At 60.2% G+C, this 15,950-nt stretch carries 14 protein-coding genes; 4 read left to right on the forward strand and 10 right to left on the reverse strand.

The features are described from left to right. Positions 1-19: 19 nt before the first annotated feature. A complete protein-coding gene (gene glmM, locus MJQ68_RS15145; RefSeq protein ID WP_238751976.1) occupies positions 20-1,402 on the reverse strand; it encodes a phosphoglucosamine mutase in 1,383 nt (460 codons plus the stop codon). A 153-nt stretch (positions 1,403-1,555) separates the two neighbouring features. Between glmM and MJQ68_RS15150 the strand changes: the two genes are divergently transcribed. Further along, entirely contained in the window at positions 1,556-2,869 is a 1,314-nt protein-coding gene (locus MJQ68_RS15150; protein WP_238751977.1) for an MFS transporter, read from the forward strand. A gap of 39 nt (positions 2,870-2,908) precedes the next feature. Then, entirely contained in the window at positions 2,909-3,583 is a 675-nt protein-coding gene (locus MJQ68_RS15155) for an NAD-dependent epimerase/dehydratase family protein (protein WP_238751978.1), read from the forward strand. On the opposite strand, the gene MJQ68_RS15160 is transcribed toward MJQ68_RS15155, so the two are convergent. The 6 genes from MJQ68_RS15160 to MJQ68_RS15185 form a co-directional block, all read right to left on the reverse strand. Next, positions 3,584-5,686 (reverse strand): HD family phosphohydrolase, encoded by a 2,103-nt coding sequence (locus MJQ68_RS15160; RefSeq protein ID WP_238751979.1) that lies wholly within the window; start codon positions 5,684-5,686, stop codon positions 3,584-3,586. Positions 5,687-5,695: 9 nt separating this feature from the next. Then, positions 5,696-6,343, reverse strand: a complete 648-nt coding sequence (locus MJQ68_RS15165) for an endonuclease III domain-containing protein (protein WP_238751980.1) — start codon at positions 6,341-6,343, stop codon at positions 5,696-5,698. A gap of 10 nt (positions 6,344-6,353) precedes the next feature. After that, a complete protein-coding gene (locus MJQ68_RS15170; protein ID WP_406613038.1) occupies positions 6,354-7,229 on the reverse strand; it encodes a carbon-nitrogen hydrolase in 876 nt (291 codons plus the stop codon). A 4-nt stretch (positions 7,230-7,233) separates the two neighbouring features. Then, positions 7,234-7,716 carry an Lrp/AsnC family transcriptional regulator gene (locus tag MJQ68_RS15175; protein WP_238751982.1) on the reverse strand — a complete coding sequence of 161 codons (483 nt, stop codon included), beginning with the start codon at positions 7,714-7,716 and terminating at the stop codon, positions 7,234-7,236. Positions 7,717-7,811: 95 nt separating this feature from the next. Then, entirely contained in the window at positions 7,812-9,230 is a 1,419-nt protein-coding gene (locus MJQ68_RS15180) for a Glu/Leu/Phe/Val family dehydrogenase (RefSeq protein ID WP_238751983.1), read from the reverse strand. Then, positions 9,223-9,450, reverse strand: coding sequence for a CcmD family protein (locus tag MJQ68_RS15185; protein WP_238751984.1), 228 nt, complete (start codon positions 9,448-9,450; stop codon positions 9,223-9,225). Before MJQ68_RS15185 ends, MJQ68_RS15180 begins: the two co-directional genes overlap by 8 nt. 145 nt (positions 9,451-9,595) lie before the next feature. Between MJQ68_RS15185 and MJQ68_RS15190 the strand changes: the two genes are divergently transcribed. Continuing rightward, positions 9,596-9,967, forward strand: coding sequence for a hypothetical protein (locus MJQ68_RS15190; protein WP_238751985.1), 372 nt, complete (start codon positions 9,596-9,598; stop codon positions 9,965-9,967). A 27-nt stretch (positions 9,968-9,994) separates the two neighbouring features. After that, the gene (purB, locus tag MJQ68_RS15195) at positions 9,995-11,335 is read left to right on the forward strand and encodes an adenylosuccinate lyase (protein WP_238751986.1); all 1,341 of its coding nucleotides are present in this window, start codon (positions 9,995-9,997) and stop codon (positions 11,333-11,335) included. Here purB and MJQ68_RS15200 read toward each other — a convergent pair. From MJQ68_RS15200 to MJQ68_RS15210, 3 genes are read right to left on the reverse strand one after another with little or no spacing between them, the layout of a single operon-like run. Continuing rightward, positions 11,317-12,213: a glycosyltransferase family 2 protein gene (locus tag MJQ68_RS15200; RefSeq protein ID WP_238751987.1), complete on the reverse strand. Its 897-nt coding sequence runs from the start codon at positions 12,211-12,213 to the stop codon at positions 11,317-11,319. The two genes, purB and MJQ68_RS15200, sit on opposite strands and share 19 nt — an antisense overlap. Beyond that, positions 12,213-13,364, reverse strand: coding sequence for a glycosyltransferase (locus MJQ68_RS15205; RefSeq protein WP_238751988.1), 1,152 nt, complete (start codon positions 13,362-13,364; stop codon positions 12,213-12,215). The genes MJQ68_RS15200 and MJQ68_RS15205 overlap by 1 nt, the downstream gene beginning before the upstream one ends. 19 nt (positions 13,365-13,383) lie before the next feature. Beyond that, positions 13,384-15,915: a transglycosylase domain-containing protein gene (locus tag MJQ68_RS15210; RefSeq protein ID WP_238751989.1), complete on the reverse strand. Its 2,532-nt coding sequence runs from the start codon at positions 15,913-15,915 to the stop codon at positions 13,384-13,386. Positions 15,916-15,950 lie beyond the last annotated feature (35 nt).

Genomic DNA, 15,950 nt, shown 5'->3' on the forward strand with positions numbered 1-15,950 from the left:
TGTACATTGTGGGGCGCGATCAGGCCCCCGTCAGTTCTACGAACTTAGCCTTGACGTCTCCGGCGAGCTCGTGGGCACGCTGCTGGGTGTTGGCCTCGGCGTAGACGCGTACGATGGGCTCGGTATTGGAGCCGCGCAGGTGGACCCAGCCGTCGGCAAAGTCGAGCTTTAGTCCATCTATGTTGGTCTTGCGGACATCGGGGTACAGGGCCTCCATGGCGGAGAGTGCTTCGGCCAGATCGAGGCGGGGGTCCAGCTCGAGTTTGTCCTTGACCATCTCATAGTGTACGTAGCCGTCGCGCAGTTCGTTGATGGACTTCCCACTAGTAGCGAGGTGACTCAGCACCAGGGCCAGCCCGATAAGACTGTCGCGGCCATAGTGCAGGCGGGGGTCGATGATACCGCCATTGCCCTCTCCACCGATGGTAGCCTTCACCGCCTTCATCTTTTCTACTACATTGACCTCTCCTACCGCGGAGGCATAGTAGGTCTGTCCGTAGGTGGCCGCGATATCGGCTACCGCCCGGCTACTGCTCAGGTTGCTCACTACCGGCCCGGGCTCGTGCTGTAGTACGTAGTCCGCGACGGTGACCAGGGTATACTCTTCACCGATCCAGCGGCCTCCTGGTCCTACGAGGGCCAAGCGGTCCACGTCGGGATCTACGGCGATGCCCAGGTCGGCACCGCTGGTTTTCATCCGTTCGGTCAGGCCGGTGAGGTTGGCGGGTAGGGGCTCGGGGTTGTGGGCGAATTGTCCGTCCAGGGTACCGTTCATCACCTGGCAGGTGACACCGAGCTGGTCGCACAGCGGGGGGATCGAGATCGCACCTACACTGTTGACCGCATCGAGCACTACGCTGAAACCGGCGGTTTTGATTGCCTCCACGTTTACCAGGGGATGCTGAAGGACGGCATCGATGTGGTCCTGCAGGACGGTCTCGTCCGTGGTGAGCGTGCCGAGATCATCCACCGCGGCGTAGGTGATATCGCCAGAGTGCACACTGGCGATCAGGTCCTGGCCTGCTTCATGACTGATAAATTCCCCCTTATGATTGAGGAGTTTCAGCGCATTATACTCCTTGGGATTGTGGCTGGCGGATAGAATGATGCCGCCACCCGCGCCGCGGCTTACTACGGCCATCTCTACGGTGGGTGTAGTAGCCAGGCCACAATCGATCACGTCGATCCCCATACTCTGTAGCGTGGCGGCCGTGAGGGCCGAGACCATGGGTCCGGAGGGGCGCCCATCCCGACCGATCACTACTTTACGTGCCGCCCCGCTGCGGATGAGCCAGTCGCCGTATCCGGCTACGCTACTCACGATATCCTCCGGCGTCAGGTTGGTGCCGGCCTTGCCGCCAATGGTGCCGCGGAAACCGGAGATAGATTTAATTAAGGGCATGGGTAGTTGGTGAAAGAGTAAGGGGTATGGAACGGTTGGGGTAGGCGGTAAAGGTATATGAGATTTGCTAAGTCGGGGTACTTGCAGCGCACCTGCGGCCGCGCCCGTACCGGAGCGGTAGCGCCTAGCGATACGCCCGCTACCTTTAGCCCTATGCTGCACCCCCTGAACGACCGCCGGACCCTCAACGGCTGGGCGCTATTCGACTGGGCCAATTCGGCCTTTGCCCTGGTCATCACGACGGCCATTTTTCCGCCCTACTTCGAGGAGATGGTCGATCCGTCCTTTACGGTGCTCGGTATACCATTCACTAACAGTAGCTGGTTTGCCTACCTGATCACCTTCAGCTACCTGGTGATCGCACTGCTTTCTCCCCTACTGAGCGGCATTGCCGATGCCGGGGGGCGCCGTAAGTGGTTTCTGCAACTCTTCACGACCATGGGCGGGCTGGGGTGCCTGAGCCTGTTCTTCTTTCAGGGGATGTCGACGATGTGGCTCGGGAGTCTGGGCTTCGTGATCGGACTGATCGGCTTTGCCGGCGGACTGGTGTTCTACAATAGCTTTCTGCCCGTCATCGCTACGGAGGACCGCTTCGACCGGCTGAGTGCGCGGGGCTTTGCGATGGGGTATATCGGCAGCGTGCTGCTCCTGCTACTGAACCTGGCGATGGTGCAGGCACCGGGCTGGTTCGGTCTGCCGGAGGAAGGGACACTACGGATCCGGCTGGCCTTTCTAACGGTCGGACTCTGGTGGCTGGTGTTTGCCTACATCTCGCTGTCACGCCTGCCGGACGACGTGCGGGTCAGGGGGAACGGGCTGGGCAGTATGGCGGCTAGCGGCTGGGAGGAACTGCGTAAGGTGTGGCGACAGATGACTACCTACCCCCAGGCTAAGCGCTTCCTGCTGGCGTTCTTCTGCTACTCCGCTGGGGTGCAGACGGTCATCTTTCTGGCCAGTATTTTTGCCAAGAAGGAGCTTGGCTTCGAGACGGCGGAGCTTATCATAGTGGTACTGATCCTACAGGTCGTGGCGGTGGGTGGTGCTTACCTGGCGGCTAAATTGAGTGAGTGGCGGGGGAATAAATTTGCCCTGTACTTCGAGCTGATCATCTGGACGGCGATCTGTGTACTGGCCTACTTCGTTGCCGGCAAGACGCAGTTCTACTTCATTGCCGGTGCGGTAGGCCTGGTGATGGGTGGGGTACAGAGCTTGAGCCGGAGCACCTACGCCAAGGTCATTCCCCAGAGCGAGGAGGGCCGGGCCGCGCGCACCGATACGACCTCCTGGTTCAGCTTTTACGACGTGCTGGAAAAGGTAGCTATCGTGCTGGGGACCTTCATCTTCGGCTTTCTGGATGCCCTGACCGGTAGTATGCGACTGAGCATTCTCATTCTATCGGTCTTCTTCCTCCTGGGCATGGTGTTTCTGTCCCGCTTCCGGGTAGCGCAGCCGGCCGAAGTCGTGTGACGGGGCCAAACCTGACCGCCTCCCCGGGGTTTGGGAAGCATGAGTGAAGGAATGGAGATCGTGGCCAGCCGTAAGACGGCCCTGCTGCTGGGAGCCACCGGCCTGGTCGGTAATGAGCTACTGAACCAGCTGCTGGAGCATAAGGCCTACAGCCGCGTCATTGCTCCGACGCGCCGCAAGTTGCACCGGAGCAGTAAAAAGCTGGACAACCCACAGATCGACTTTAATAAACTGGCCCGCCACCGCGAGTTATTCCGCTGTCAGGACGTGTTCATCGCCTTCGGTACGACCATCAAGCGGGCGGGCAGCAAGGAGGCGTTTCGCCGGGTCGATTACGACTACATCGTCGAGGCCGCCCGGCTCGCACAGGCCAGTGGAGCCAACCAGTGTATGCTGGTGAGCGCAGCGGCAGCGGACAGCGAAAGTGCCTTTTTCTACAACCGGGTGAAGGGCGAGACCGAAGAAGCCGTGACGCGCCTGGATTTCTGGGCTATTCACATCTTCCGGCCCGGCGTGCTGCTCGGCAAGCGCAGTGAGTTGCGTATCGGGGAGAAGATCGCGGCGAGCGTCACCACGCTGTTCCGTCAGATCTCTCCCAAATTACTGGGTGAGTACAACCCCACTGACGCCCGGGTACTGGCCCGCAAGATGATCGAGGCGGCACAGAGCATCCTTCCGGGGGTACGGTTTCACAGCGCTCAGGACCTGCTATGATCACTCCTCCTCGGCCGCCGCAGCGTCTTCCGGGTAGGCGATGCGCAGGTGGTGGGTGGACTTGAGTACGGAGCGAAAGATGCGCCGGAGCACCTCCAGCTCACGGAAGCTCAATCGGCTCTGCACCAGCTGCCCGTTGATGAGCTTGCCGCGGATAATATTGTCGATCAGGTCGTAGAGTTCCTCCTCCGTTGGCTGTTTCAGCGACTTGGAGGCTGCTTCTACGCTATCGGCCAGCATCAGAACGGTATGCTCCCGACTGGTCGGCAGGGGACCATCGTAGCGAAACTGCGGCTCGTCCACCTCCCGCTCGGGATGATCCTTGATGTGCTGTCGGTAGAAGTACTCGGCGCGAGTCGTACCATGGTGGGTGCGGATAAAGTCTATGAGTACCTCGGGCAGACCGGCATTTTTGGCCAGGCGTACCCCCTCGGCTACGTGGTCTATGATGATCTTTGCGCTCTCGAGGGCCGTGATGCGGTCGTGGGGGTTGGGGCCGTTCTGGTTTTCGATGAAGTACTCGGGATTCTTGAGCTTACCGATGTCGTGGTACAGGGCGGCGGTGCGCACCAGCAAGGAATTGATCCCGATCTCACTGGCAACCCGTTCGGCCAGGTTGGCTACGTTCAGGCTGTGCTGCCAGGTTCCGGAGGCCTGCCGGGCCAGTCGCTCCAATAGCGGTCGGTTCATGTCGTTGAGCTCTACCAACGTGATGGGCGAGATCAGACCGAAGAGTCGTTCCAGAAGGGGGATGAGGGGATAGGCCAGCAGGACCAGGAAGACATTCAGGGCTAGCCAGAGCAGATCGATGTAGTTCAGCGTGGCGAAGCTCGCCCCCTGCACCAGCTGAATCCCGATATAGCCAAACAGGTAGTAGACAAAGAGCAGCAGCAGGCTACTGAAGAAGCGCGACCAGTCCCGTGTATCGATGTCCATAAAGATGACCACAACCCCAGCCATGATATTCAGGAATGTGAACGGATAGCCCAGCGAGGTCAGAAAGCTGGCGATCACCACGACCACTACGTGCAGGAAGAAGGCGAGCCGCTCTGTAAAGAAGATGCGCATTACGATGGGCACGATACAGAAGGGCACTACGTAGGCACTCCAGCCCGGGGCCAGCTCGATCGAGCGCACCATGAGGGCGTAGAGCAGCGGCCACATGAGGATGAACACCAGGTTCTTGTTGCGCACGTACACCAGGGGGAAAAAGGTGCGCAGGTACAGGAATAGCAGTAGGATAACCAGCCCGACCAGGATACCGTAGCCGGCGATGACGGAGAAGTAACTACTCGTACCCTGTAGGTTGTCGTTGTAGAGCCGCCGGTAGCTGATCAGCTTCTGGTATACCGACTCGGAGAGCACCTCACCCTGCCGTACCAGCACATCGCCCTGGGTGATGAGTCCGTCAAAGGGGCTCACGGCTTCCAGCGACTGCTGCCGCAGCCGGTTGGTCAGGCTGTCGTTGTAAAAGGTGTTGTACTCCAGTTTGTCCTCCAGCAGGGGTTCCAGGAAGTCGGGGGCGGCCAGGCGGGTATAGAGCAGGCTGTCGGTGAGCCACTGCCGGGCGCGGCCGGGGGTGGTAAAGACCTGCCCGATCGTACGGGTGACTACTTCGCTACCATCTACGATCTGAATCACGGAGGCCATGCCCGAGCGCGCCTCGTCTTCGGTACGTAGTCGTACGATGCCCCGCTGGTAGATGCGGTCCAGAATACCTAGTCCGTACAGCCGGTGCGCTTCGGGTTGCTGGCGGAGTCCGGCGTACGTGCTACGGGCCTCGGCGGAATCCAGGGCCAGACTAAAGTCGCGTATGTAAGCCGCCCGGGCCCGCCGGGCCACCTCCGGATCGCGCCGGTAGACGGGGGTGAGGCCGTCGATCACCGACTGCCGGTCGGCCGCCAGCCGTTCCTCCCGTTTGAGGATGGGAATATCGTAGGGCGCCGTAAGGTCAGCGTACTGCCACGTCTGGTTGAGCTCGAACTGGTAGGGAAAGCTCAGGTTATTGGGGTACAACAGGCTGATGAGCACCACGGCTACGACCCCTAGCAGGATTCGCGGTAGTCGGCGTCTCCAGGCACTGCGTTGGGTCGATCCCTCCATGCGGCGAAGTTAGCCTTTTTCCCGCTTGAGCAGTGACTTGCGGCCGTGCACGCTACAGATCGGACAGTCCCGCATCCGGTGGCCCCGTGCCGGACAGTACTCCCGCCCGAAGAAGATGATCTGTAGGTGCAGCCGGTTCCACTGCTCACGCGGAAAGAGCCGCTTAAGATCCCGCTCCGTTTGCACCACGTTTTTCCCCGTGCTCAGCGCCCAGCGATACGCCAGCCGGTGAATATGGGTATCGACCGGAAAGGCCGGCACGCCGAAGGCCTGACTCATCACTACACTAGCCGTCTTATGCCCCACCCCGGGCAGGCGCTCGAGTTCGGCGAAGCTTTGCGGGACCCGCCCGCCGTGCTCCTCATCGATGATCTTACTTAGCTCCTTGATCGCCCTGCTCTTCGTAGGGCTTAGGCCGCAGGGTTTGATGATCTCCCGAATGTCCTCCGCGGGGATGGTTTTCATCACCTCCGGTCTGTCCGTCAGAGCCCACAGCGCCGGAGTGACCTGGTTGACCCGTACATCCGTGCACTGGGCCGAGAGTAGTACGGATACCAGTAGGGTGTAGGGGTCAGTATGATCCAGTGGCACCGGTACTTCGGGGTATAGCTCCTCTAGGGTGCGGTGGATGGCGGTGGCTTTGTCTGATTTCGTCATTGTAAGTGTTCTAGTCCACCCACCGACGCAGCAGATCTCCGTATGCATCGATCCGGCGGTCGCGAAAGAAGGGCCAAATGCGTCGCACATCGGCCGTCCGCTGCCGGTCAACGGTCACTACGGCCACGTCTTCCTCGTCTTCCGGCGCACGGTACAGGAACTCTCCCTGGGGACCGGTCACGAAGCTGCTGCCCCAGAACTGGATGCCCTCCGTCACCCCACTCGGGTCCGCCTCGAAGCCCGTCCGGTTCACCGCCACTACGGGCAGCCCGTTGGCCACGGCATGGCCGCGCTGCGAGATAGTCCAGGCGTCCCGCTGCCGGCCGCGCTCGGGTGCGTCGTCTGCCAGCTCGTAGCCGATCGCCGTAGGATAGATGAGCACCTCCGCACCGGCCAGTGCCATCAGGCGGGCCGCTTCGGGATACCACTGGTCCCAGCAGACGAGCACACCCAGTTTGCCTACGCTGGTCTCGATGGGTTGAAAGCCTAGATCACCCGGCGTGAAGTAGAACTTTTCGTAGTACGCCGGGTCGTCCGGTATATGCATCTTTCGGTACCGCCCCGCGATACTGCCGTCGCGTTCGATCACCACGGCGGTATTGTGGGCCAGCCCCGGTGCACGGTGCTCGAACAGACTCAGCACCAGGACCAGGCCGAGCTCTTCAGCTAGGGTGCCGAAGTACTCCGTACTCGGTCCGGGGATGGTTTCCGCCTGATCGAATACGCGGGTTTCCTCCGTTTGGCAGAAGTAGAGCCCGGTGTGTAGTTCCTGTAGTACGACGAGGTCGGCGCCCAGTTCCTTGCACCTGCGCACCCCGGCAGTACTTTTTGCTAGGTTCTCCTTCCGGTCTGCGGTATTAGCTTGTTGAACCAGGCCGATACGCAAGTCACTAGCTTTCGGCATCGTAGTCGAAGGGCAGTCGCTTCACGTCCTTGACCGTACTGAGGGTCATCAGGGTTTTGAGGCGCTCGATCTCGTCGATCTGCTGCAGGGTCTTGAACAGCAGGCGCTCGTAAGTGGGAATATCCTTACACACGATCTTGATCAGAAAGTCGGCCTCTCCGGTGATGATGTAGCACTCGGTGATCTCCTCGATATTCTGTACCTGCTCCAGGAAGTTTTCCCGGGCCTGGTTCTTCCGCCAGTCCAGGCTCACCAGCACGAAGGTCTTGACCATCAGGCCGATGGCCTCCGGGCTTACCTGCGCGTGGTAGCTCTGAATAACGTCGTTCTGCTCCAGCTTCTTGACGCGCTCGAGCGTGGGAGCCGGGCTCAGACCGATGCGCTTGGAAAGGTCGAGATTGGTGATCTTGCTGCTATCCTGTAGAATTCTCAGGATGCTGAGGTCAATCTTGTCGAGTTTGTCGGACATATAGCGTAGGGGGAGTTGAATCGGCAAAGATAGCAGTACCGATAATTATTTTCCAACTTACTGGAAATAATCAATTTTATTCTCCCCCTACGGCATTATGGCCAAATTCCGAGACTGATGTAGTCGTTCGATATCTTACTGATGGCCAGCGCGAAGGCTGCCGTGCGCAGGTCCTTGATGTCGTCCTTGGACTTGTACAGTTCGTACATACCCTGGAAGCCCGTGATCATGGTTTCCTCCAGGCCTGAGCGGACCAGATCGATCTCGTCGGCACCGTGGATGATCATGCTGCGGTCGCGGTCGCTGATCTGCTTGCCCGTAGTCTCCTCGATCTGCTCCACAATACGGCGGTAGTTACGCTCGTCGAAGCGCTTCTGCAGCCGGCCGAACCGCATGTGGCTAAGGTTCTTCAGCCACTCGAAGTAGCTCACCGTCACGCCACCCGCGTTGAGGTAGATATCGGGCAGTACTACGATACCACGCTCGGCCAGAATGGTCGAACCGGCCGCGGTGATCGGTCCGTTGGCCGCTTCGGCGATGATCTTGGCGCGTACGTTGCCGGCGTTGTGCTCGTCGATCTGGTTCTCCAGCGCAGCCGGCACCAGGATGTCACACTCGAACTCCATGACGGAGCGGCGGTCGTCCTTACCGTAGGATTCCACCCCGGGGAAGGACAGGATGCTACCGTGCTCAGCCCGGTGGGCGATCACGGCGTGAATATCGAAGCCATCCTTGCTATAGATCGCACCCTCTACTTCCGAGACGCCGATGATCTTGACGCCTCCTTCGTCCTGGCTGATCGTAGCGGTGTGCGAGCCTACGTTACCGAGTCCCTGCACGACCATCGTCTTGCCCTCGATGCCCAGGTTCAGCCCCAGGCGGTCCATCAGCTCCTGCTGGTTGCAGGCCTCCCGGACACCGTAGAATACCCCGCGGCCGGTCGCTTCGGTGCGTCCGCGTACCCCATTCTGGCTTACGGGCTTACCGGTTACACAGCCGGCGGCATTGATGTCATCGGGGTGGAAGGAGCGGTAGGTATCGTAGATCCAGGCCATCTCCCGCGGTCCGGTGCCGTAGTCGGGGGCCGGCACGTCGATGGCCGGTCCGATGAATTTGCGGCGGATCAGCTCCGTGGTGTAGCGCCGCGTGATCTTCTCCAGGTCCGCCTCACTGTATTCCCAAGGGTTGATGCGCACGCCGCCCTTGGCACCGCCGAAGGGTACGTCTACGATCGCACATTTGTACGACATCAGGGTAGCCAGGGCGACTACCTCTTCCTGGTTGACGTGGTTGGAGTAGCGGATACCGCCCTTGGTGGGGCTGCGGTGGTGGCTGTGCTGGGCGCGGTACGCCTCGATCACTTGCACCTCCCCGTTGATCTTGACGGGGAAATAAATCTGGTAGACGGAGTTGCAGACCTTTATCTGCTTCAGGAGGCCATCGGGCAGGCCGGTGTGCGGGGCAGCATTATCGAAGTACTGTCCTACGCTATCTAAAAAAGTCTTGTCAGGCATGATCGTCAATCTGGTTTTCAATATCGGTTAGGCGTCGGTCCAGCCGCCACAGGTAGAGGGCCAGTCCGAGAAAGACAACGACGATAACGGCCACCACCACGTACATTTTCCCGATACTCCGCAGAAAGTCCGGAGCTACCGCATCGTCCGTCTGTGCAAACAGGGACAGGGCGGGGGCGCAGGTGCAGAAAAAGAGGAGCAGGCAACGCGTGCTGAGCATATCATCGGCTGGTTAAGCGACGCAATGTACGGTACGGTTGATCTAATGTTTGCTAGTGTTCGTCTACCGGACTTTCCACCCCCCTTAAATCGACCGAGATTCACCCCTCACTCCTTCCACTACTCACCCCCTTACCCCCTCCCCCATGCGACTCCTATCCCTCCCCATCGGCGACGACCTGCTCGAGGTACACAACAGTATCTGGACCGGCGTAGAATCCATCTATTTCAACGGGCAGCTAGCCAGTTCCGGCTTTAGCTTCCTGGGCCGCCATCACTACTTCACCGTAGACGCGGCGGAGGGCGACGGTATCGACAAGTTTCGGGTAGAGATCAGCATGGGCTGGTCGGGCGTATCCGTCGATGTATTCTGCAATGATCGCTGCCTGCTGGCCAGCAGTAAGACACCCATCAGCCGCGTAGATCAGCGGCTCCTTCCCGAGGGGGATAGCAAGCCCTATCACCTCAAACGCGCGGAGCGACAGGAGCAGACGCTCGACGACGAGTTCTTCGTCTAGTGTACCTTGGCGGGCTAACCTCCGCCTATGTCCTCCCCCCTGCACGCCATCAGTCCCGTAGATGGCCGCTACGCCAGCAAGACCGCCCCGCTGGCCGACTACTTCAGCGAATACGCCCTGATCAAATACCGGGTGCACGTAGAGGTCCGCTACCTCCAGGCGTTACACCGCCACGGTATCGCTCAGGTACAGGGAGCAACCGCAGATCAGATGAAGGAGCTCGATCAGATCATCGACACCTTCGGTCCGAGTGAAGCTGAAGCGATCAAGCGGACCGAGCGAATCACTAACCACGACGTCAAGGCGGTAGAGTACTTCGTCAAGGAGCAACTAGAAGCCCGTGGACTAGCGGATATCCTGGAGTTCACCCACTTCGGACTCACCAGTCAGGACATCAACAATACGGCCGTACCACTCAGTCTAAAGGAAGGCCTCCACGACGTGATCTACCCCACCTTCGAGCGGCTGCTCCAGCAACTGGACGCACTGGTAGAGGAGTGGCGCGATATCCCGATGCTGGCGCGTACCCACGGTCAGCCCGCCTCCCCCACCCTGCTGGGTAAGGAGTTTGCCGTCTGGACCACCCGCCTGCGGGAGCAACTGCGGCAATTGCGCCAGGTCCCCTTCTCGGCCAAGTTCGGTGGCGCTACCGGCAATATGAACGCCCACTACGTCAGCTACTCGCAGCACGACTGGCATGCGTTCGCCGATCAGTTCGTAGAGCGTCTAGGACTCGACCGCAGCTACCCCACTACCCAGATCGAGCACTACGACAACCTGGCGGCCCTGTTTCATGCCCTCAACCGTTGCTGTACCATCCTCATCGACCTGTGCCGTGATGCCTGGACGTACATCAGCATGGAGTACTTCCGCCAGCGTACCGTAGCCGGTGAGATCGGCAGCTCAGCCATGCCCCACAAGGTCAATCCCATCGATTTTGAGAACGCCGAGGGTAACCTGGGCATCGCCCGCGCGCTGTTTACCCACCTGGCGGACAAGCTGCCCGTCAGCCGGCTACAGCGTGACCTGACGGACTCCACCGTCCTGCGCAATATCGGCGTACCCATAGCCCACCTACTGATCGCCCTGCAGGCTACTGAGAAGGGGCTGAGTAAGCTACTGCTCAACCCCGATAAGATCGCCGCCGACCTGGAGGCCAACTGGATGGTAACCGCCGAGGCGATCCAGAACATCCTACGTCGCGAAGGCTACCCACAACCCTACGAAGCCCTCAAAGCCCTTACCCGCGGGCGGGCCAACATCGACGAAGGTATCATTCACGCATTCATCGAAGGACTGGATGTGTCCCCGGACATAAAGGCCGAACTGCGGGCCATTCGTCCGGATAACTACGTAGGACGCTTCTGACTACAGTACGTGCGCCAGGCCACCAACAGCGTGTAGACCAACTCCCGCAGGCTGTGGCTACCTACGTGCTTTAGTGACCGACGCATCCCGTAGCCGGCCTCGCTCCATTGTCCGGCACGCAGGCACTGCCGCGTCCAGTGTAAACGCTGGTGGGTAAGCTGCTTAAGGTACTGCACAGCAGAGATCTGTGCCGCTACCTCAGGTAGCGCATACAGCTCTGTAATTGCCCGCTCGCGCGCCGCAAGATCCGTACGGCGCACCAGCAGATTGGTGCGGTTGGTTTGATGCTGTACGTAGACCACCGTACGCTCCGCCATTACTGTGAGTGGATAGCGGGCGAGCAAACGCACGATCCACTCGAAATCCTCGATCGGGGAAGGTCGCGTGATCAGGGGGACGGCCTGCACCACCTCCCGCGGTATGGCAAAGGGGAGCAGGCTCACTGGACGGTCCCAGTACTGCGCCAGGAACGGTTGTCGGGAACTGTAATCCGAAGACTGCTGCACCGTACCGTCGTTGGATTCGATGCACATACCGCTCACATACAAGCGGTCGGCCCCCTGGTAGGCCGTAGCCAACCGCTGCAGGTGCTGCGGGAAATAGTAATCGTCGTCATCCAGAAAACACAGCAGCTCCCCCTGTGCACGGGCGGCGCCCAGCTTCCTGGCTGCCCCGGGTCCACTGTTCTGTTGTCGGACCACCCGGATAGCCGGCATACCGGCGAATGGGGGAATACTGACCGGGTTTGGCGATCCGTCATCGACCACGATGAGCTCCCACATCGTGTACTGCTGTTCCACTACACTGCGCACGGCTCGCTCCAGCAGTCCGGGCCGATTGTAGGTCGGAATGATCACGCTGATGAGTGGACTAGGCATCAGCGGTCTGTTTGCGTGGTGCTGTAAACCGCAGCAAGCTGCCGGCGTACCGCTTCGGTACTATACTGCGTCACGGCTTGTTCGCGCAGGGTCGCCGGGACGAACCGCTCCGGATGGCGAAGCAGCGCGATCATCGCCTGACTCAGCCCCTCAACATCTCCCGCAGCTACCGTATAGCCGTTCACCCCATCCTGGATTATTTCCGCGGCTCCGCCCACCTTGGTGGTGATACACGGTAGGCCAGATGCAAGGGCCTCCATCAAGACTACCCCCTGGGTTTCGTAATTGCTGAAGAGCACAAAGGCCTGCGCATGCTGCATGTGCCGCGCTATGCCGACCTCCGTATGGGGGCCACTGACCGTACACACATCGTGTAGCCCGCAGCTACGCACCTGCTGCCGCACACTCGCTACGTCGCCATCTCCGGCTAGGTGCAGGTGCACGGCACGGTCGGTCTGAGCGACAACCCGGGCAAACGACGAAAGTAGTCCGCTAATGTTCTTGTGCCCCTCCCGGAAGTTAGAGACGTGCAGAAAGGTGAATGTCTCTCGCGCTACCGCAGCCGGCAGAGGACGGAAGAGCTCGGTGTCGACGACATTGCTGATCACCCGGTAGTTGGCCCGCAGACCGTACGTACGCATACCTTCCCGTAGAGCAACTGAAACGGGAAGCACGAAACGTGCACGACGGCATACCCACCGGGCTAACCTGGCCTTCAGCAGGGGAAGCTTGGTAGGCATCAGATAGCGGGTAGCGTGCTCGGAGATCACAAAGGGCACGCCCCAACGCAGCGCCAATAGGCCACCTAGGATACCCCCGTCAACGACAATATGACTGTGGATCAGGTCCGGCTTCCCCAGGTACCGGCGTGCTATACTCATCGCCTGCCGGTACGCACGGGCGCGCGACCAGAGGTTGGCAAGTTGGTTAGTGTGGGGGGGGCGACCGTAATACACCTGGACGACCCGGTAGCCGTCCTCAAAGGATTGAAAACGCTCCTGCTTTCCGTAGGCTAAGTTTTGATCCTCCTGTACCGTGGCTACCACCACCTCATGGTCCCGGGCCACCAGCCGTACATGCTTCTGGATGAAGTTACCGTGGTGGGGGTGCATGCGGCTCGGCCACCAGGCGGTGATGTGCAGTATGTTCATCGCACCGGCGGCCGCGGCCCTAAAAGTCTGGACTGTTGCCGAAAGGATCGCTACTGGAGGGTCCGATCTCCATGTCTTCGTAGGGGCTCTCGTAGGTGTTGCAGTCCATCTCGATGCCGATGTCACCGGCCGGCTTGGTCCAGCCCCGCTCGGTGTTCCAGGCGACGGCTTCATCTTCCTGGGCGGCGCGCACGAAGCGGCGGAAGAAGGGCTTGGCCATATTGGAACCGGCGCCCAGCCGCAGGTTACGGAAGCGGATCCAGCGGTCGTCGCCACCCACCCAGGTGCCTACGATGAGCTCGGGCGTGAGGCCCATGTACCAGCCGTCGGTCTGGTCGTTGGTCGTGCCGGTCTTGCCACCTACGGGCCCCTTTACGCCGCCGAGGTTACCTACGGAAGCCTTGGATAGCATATTGACCATCACGTAGTTGGCCTGCGGGCTGATCGCCGGACGCTCTTCGGGCAGGTACTCATAGATCAGCTGTCCGCTGCGGTCACGGATCTCGGTGAGGTAAACGGGGCGCCGGAACACTCCGTTGTTGCCGAAGGTGGTGTAGGCCCCCGTCATCTGCTGTACGGTGAGATCCACCGAGCCCAGGGCAATGGAGGGGGCATCGGGGATACTGGCCTTCGGGATGCCCATATTCGATACCATATTGCGTATCGGCTCGGTACTGGCCAGCTCCTTCATCAGATAGGCCGAAATGGAGTTGACGGAGTTCTTGAGGCCCTGGTACAGGGTATAATCGTCGTACGAGTATCCGCCGTTGGAGTTGCGGGGCGTCCAGGGTTTGAGGAGGTGAAAGTTGCCGTCACCGGGGCCGATGGTGACCGGCTGGTCCAGCACTTTCTGGCACGGAGTGATCCCGCGCAGCGCGATGGAAGCGGCGTAGACGAAGGGCTTAAAGGTGGAGCCTACCTGCCGCTGAGTAGTCACGTGATCGTACTGGAACCACTTGAAGTCACTACCCCCCACCCAGGTACGTACGAAGCCCGTGGTGGGCTCCACGGACATGGTGCCGATTTGGAGGATCATCTTGTGGTAGCGCACGCTATCGAGCGGCGTCATCAGGGTATCGGTCTCGTTGCGGGCGTTTTCGTAGGTGAACACCCGCATCTCGGTTTCCTTATCGAACTCCTCCTCGACGGTGCGCTGCAGTTCGGTCCAGGCGGTCTGTAACTCCTTGAACTCGGGTAGCTTCATCACCGCCCGGTGTCCGGCAGCGAAATCCTGTGAAATGAGGTTGCGGGTCACCGCATCGGTGATCACGCCGGGGTTCTTGGCCTCTTCTATCATACGCTCCACTTCGCGGTCGTTGCGGCTAAAGCGGAAGTCCCGTTGCGCGGTGATCTTGCGCAGCACGGGGCTGAGGATCTGGCGGCGGTACATCTGGTAGCGGTCCGAATGCCGAATGGCATTGCGCAGGCTCTCCTGCCGCCGCTCTACCCGCACCTCGGTCTCGGAGCCGGGGTTGGTGTAGGTCCAGGGGTCCATATTCTTCCAGTGCTTGAAGAACTCAGCCTGCAGCTGCTTCATGTGGGTACGGGCCTCCTCTTCGGCGTGCCGCTGCAACTGGGGGTTGATGGTAGTCTGGAAGCTGAGCCCGTCGCGGTAGATATCGTAGGGTTCGCCGTTACTCTTGCGGTAGGCGGACTGCGACAAAATCTTCTTGGCTTCCTCGGCCAGTACCATGCGGAAGTAGGGAGCCAGTCCGTCATCGTGGCGCTGACGCGTAAAGGTGACCCCGAGGGGCAGGGTGGACAGTGAGTCGAAGGCCACCTGATCGATGCGCTCGTTGCGCAGCATCTGGGCCAGCACTTGATTACGCCGCCGCTCCGTGCGCTCGGGAAAGCGGAGTGGATTGTACAGCGAGGCGTTCTTCAGCATGCCGATCAGCATTGCGGCCTCCTGCACGTCGAGATCGGCGGGGCGCTTGCCGTCGAAGTAGTTCTCGGCTGCCGCCCGGATGCCCTGCGCTCCGTTGATGAAGTCGTAGCGGTTGAGGTACATGGCGATGATCTCCTGCTTGGTGTACTTGCGCTCCAGGCGTACGGCGATGATCCATTCCTTTAGCTTCTGGAAGCCCCGCTCGACGATATTGGCGCTCACCTGCTCCGTGAACAGCAACTTCGCCAGCTGCTGCGTGATCGTGGATCCTCCACCGGAGGAGGCATTACCTAGTATGGCCGTCTTGATCACTACCCGGGGCAGCGACTGCCAGTCGATCCCGCTGTGGTCGTAGTAGCGTTCGTCTTCGGTGCTGACCAGGGCAGCCTCCAGGTGCGGACCGAGGTCGTTGAAGTTGACCATCACGCGGTTCTCCACGAAGAAGCGGCCCAAGACGGTGCCGTCGCTGGCGAGTACCGGACTGGCCTCGTTGTTCTTGGGGTTCTCCAGCTCGGTGACCGAGGGCAGGTCCGTAAAGTTGAGCGCCGTGAATAGGACGAATAGTCCTACGGGGATGGCCAGGATGAAGAACCAGAACACCTTGAGTGCGGTGCGTAGCCAGCCGTCGGTATCCCCCAGCAGAAAGTGATTCAGTCTCGACATTCGAGGTAGTTAGGTCAGTGCAAAACGAAAAGCCC

Source organism: Neolewinella maritima, assembly GCF_923081025.1.
GTDB lineage: Bacteria > Bacteroidota > Bacteroidia > Chitinophagales > Saprospiraceae > Neolewinella > Neolewinella maritima.

Coding starts and splice junctions, on each gene's coding strand:
- glmM (WP_238751976.1), bottom strand. CDS start 1,402: ATGCCCTTAATTAAATCTATCTCCGGTTTCCGCGGCACCATTGGCGGC.
- MJQ68_RS15150 (WP_238751977.1), top strand. CDS start 1,556: ATGCTGCACCCCCTGAACGACCGCCGGACCCTCAACGGCTGGGCGCTA.
- MJQ68_RS15155 (WP_238751978.1), top strand. CDS start 2,909: ATGAGTGAAGGAATGGAGATCGTGGCCAGCCGTAAGACGGCCCTGCTG.
- MJQ68_RS15160 (WP_238751979.1), bottom strand. CDS start 5,686: ATGGAGGGATCGACCCAACGCAGTGCCTGGAGACGCCGACTACCGCGA.
- MJQ68_RS15165 (WP_238751980.1), bottom strand. CDS start 6,343: ATGACGAAATCAGACAAAGCCACCGCCATCCACCGCACCCTAGAGGAG.
- MJQ68_RS15175 (WP_238751982.1), bottom strand. CDS start 7,716: ATGTCCGACAAACTCGACAAGATTGACCTCAGCATCCTGAGAATTCTA.
- MJQ68_RS15180 (WP_238751983.1), bottom strand. CDS start 9,230: ATGCCTGACAAGACTTTTTTAGATAGCGTAGGACAGTACTTCGATAAT.
- MJQ68_RS15185 (WP_238751984.1), bottom strand. CDS start 9,450: ATGCTCAGCACGCGTTGCCTGCTCCTCTTTTTCTGCACCTGCGCCCCC.
- MJQ68_RS15190 (WP_238751985.1), top strand. CDS start 9,596: ATGCGACTCCTATCCCTCCCCATCGGCGACGACCTGCTCGAGGTACAC.
- purB (WP_238751986.1), top strand. CDS start 9,995: ATGTCCTCCCCCCTGCACGCCATCAGTCCCGTAGATGGCCGCTACGCC.
- MJQ68_RS15200 (WP_238751987.1), bottom strand. CDS start 12,213: ATGCCTAGTCCACTCATCAGCGTGATCATTCCGACCTACAATCGGCCC.
- MJQ68_RS15205 (WP_238751988.1), bottom strand. CDS start 13,364: ATGAACATACTGCACATCACCGCCTGGTGGCCGAGCCGCATGCACCCC.
- MJQ68_RS15210 (WP_238751989.1), bottom strand. CDS start 15,915: ATGTCGAGACTGAATCACTTTCTGCTGGGGGATACCGACGGCTGGCTA.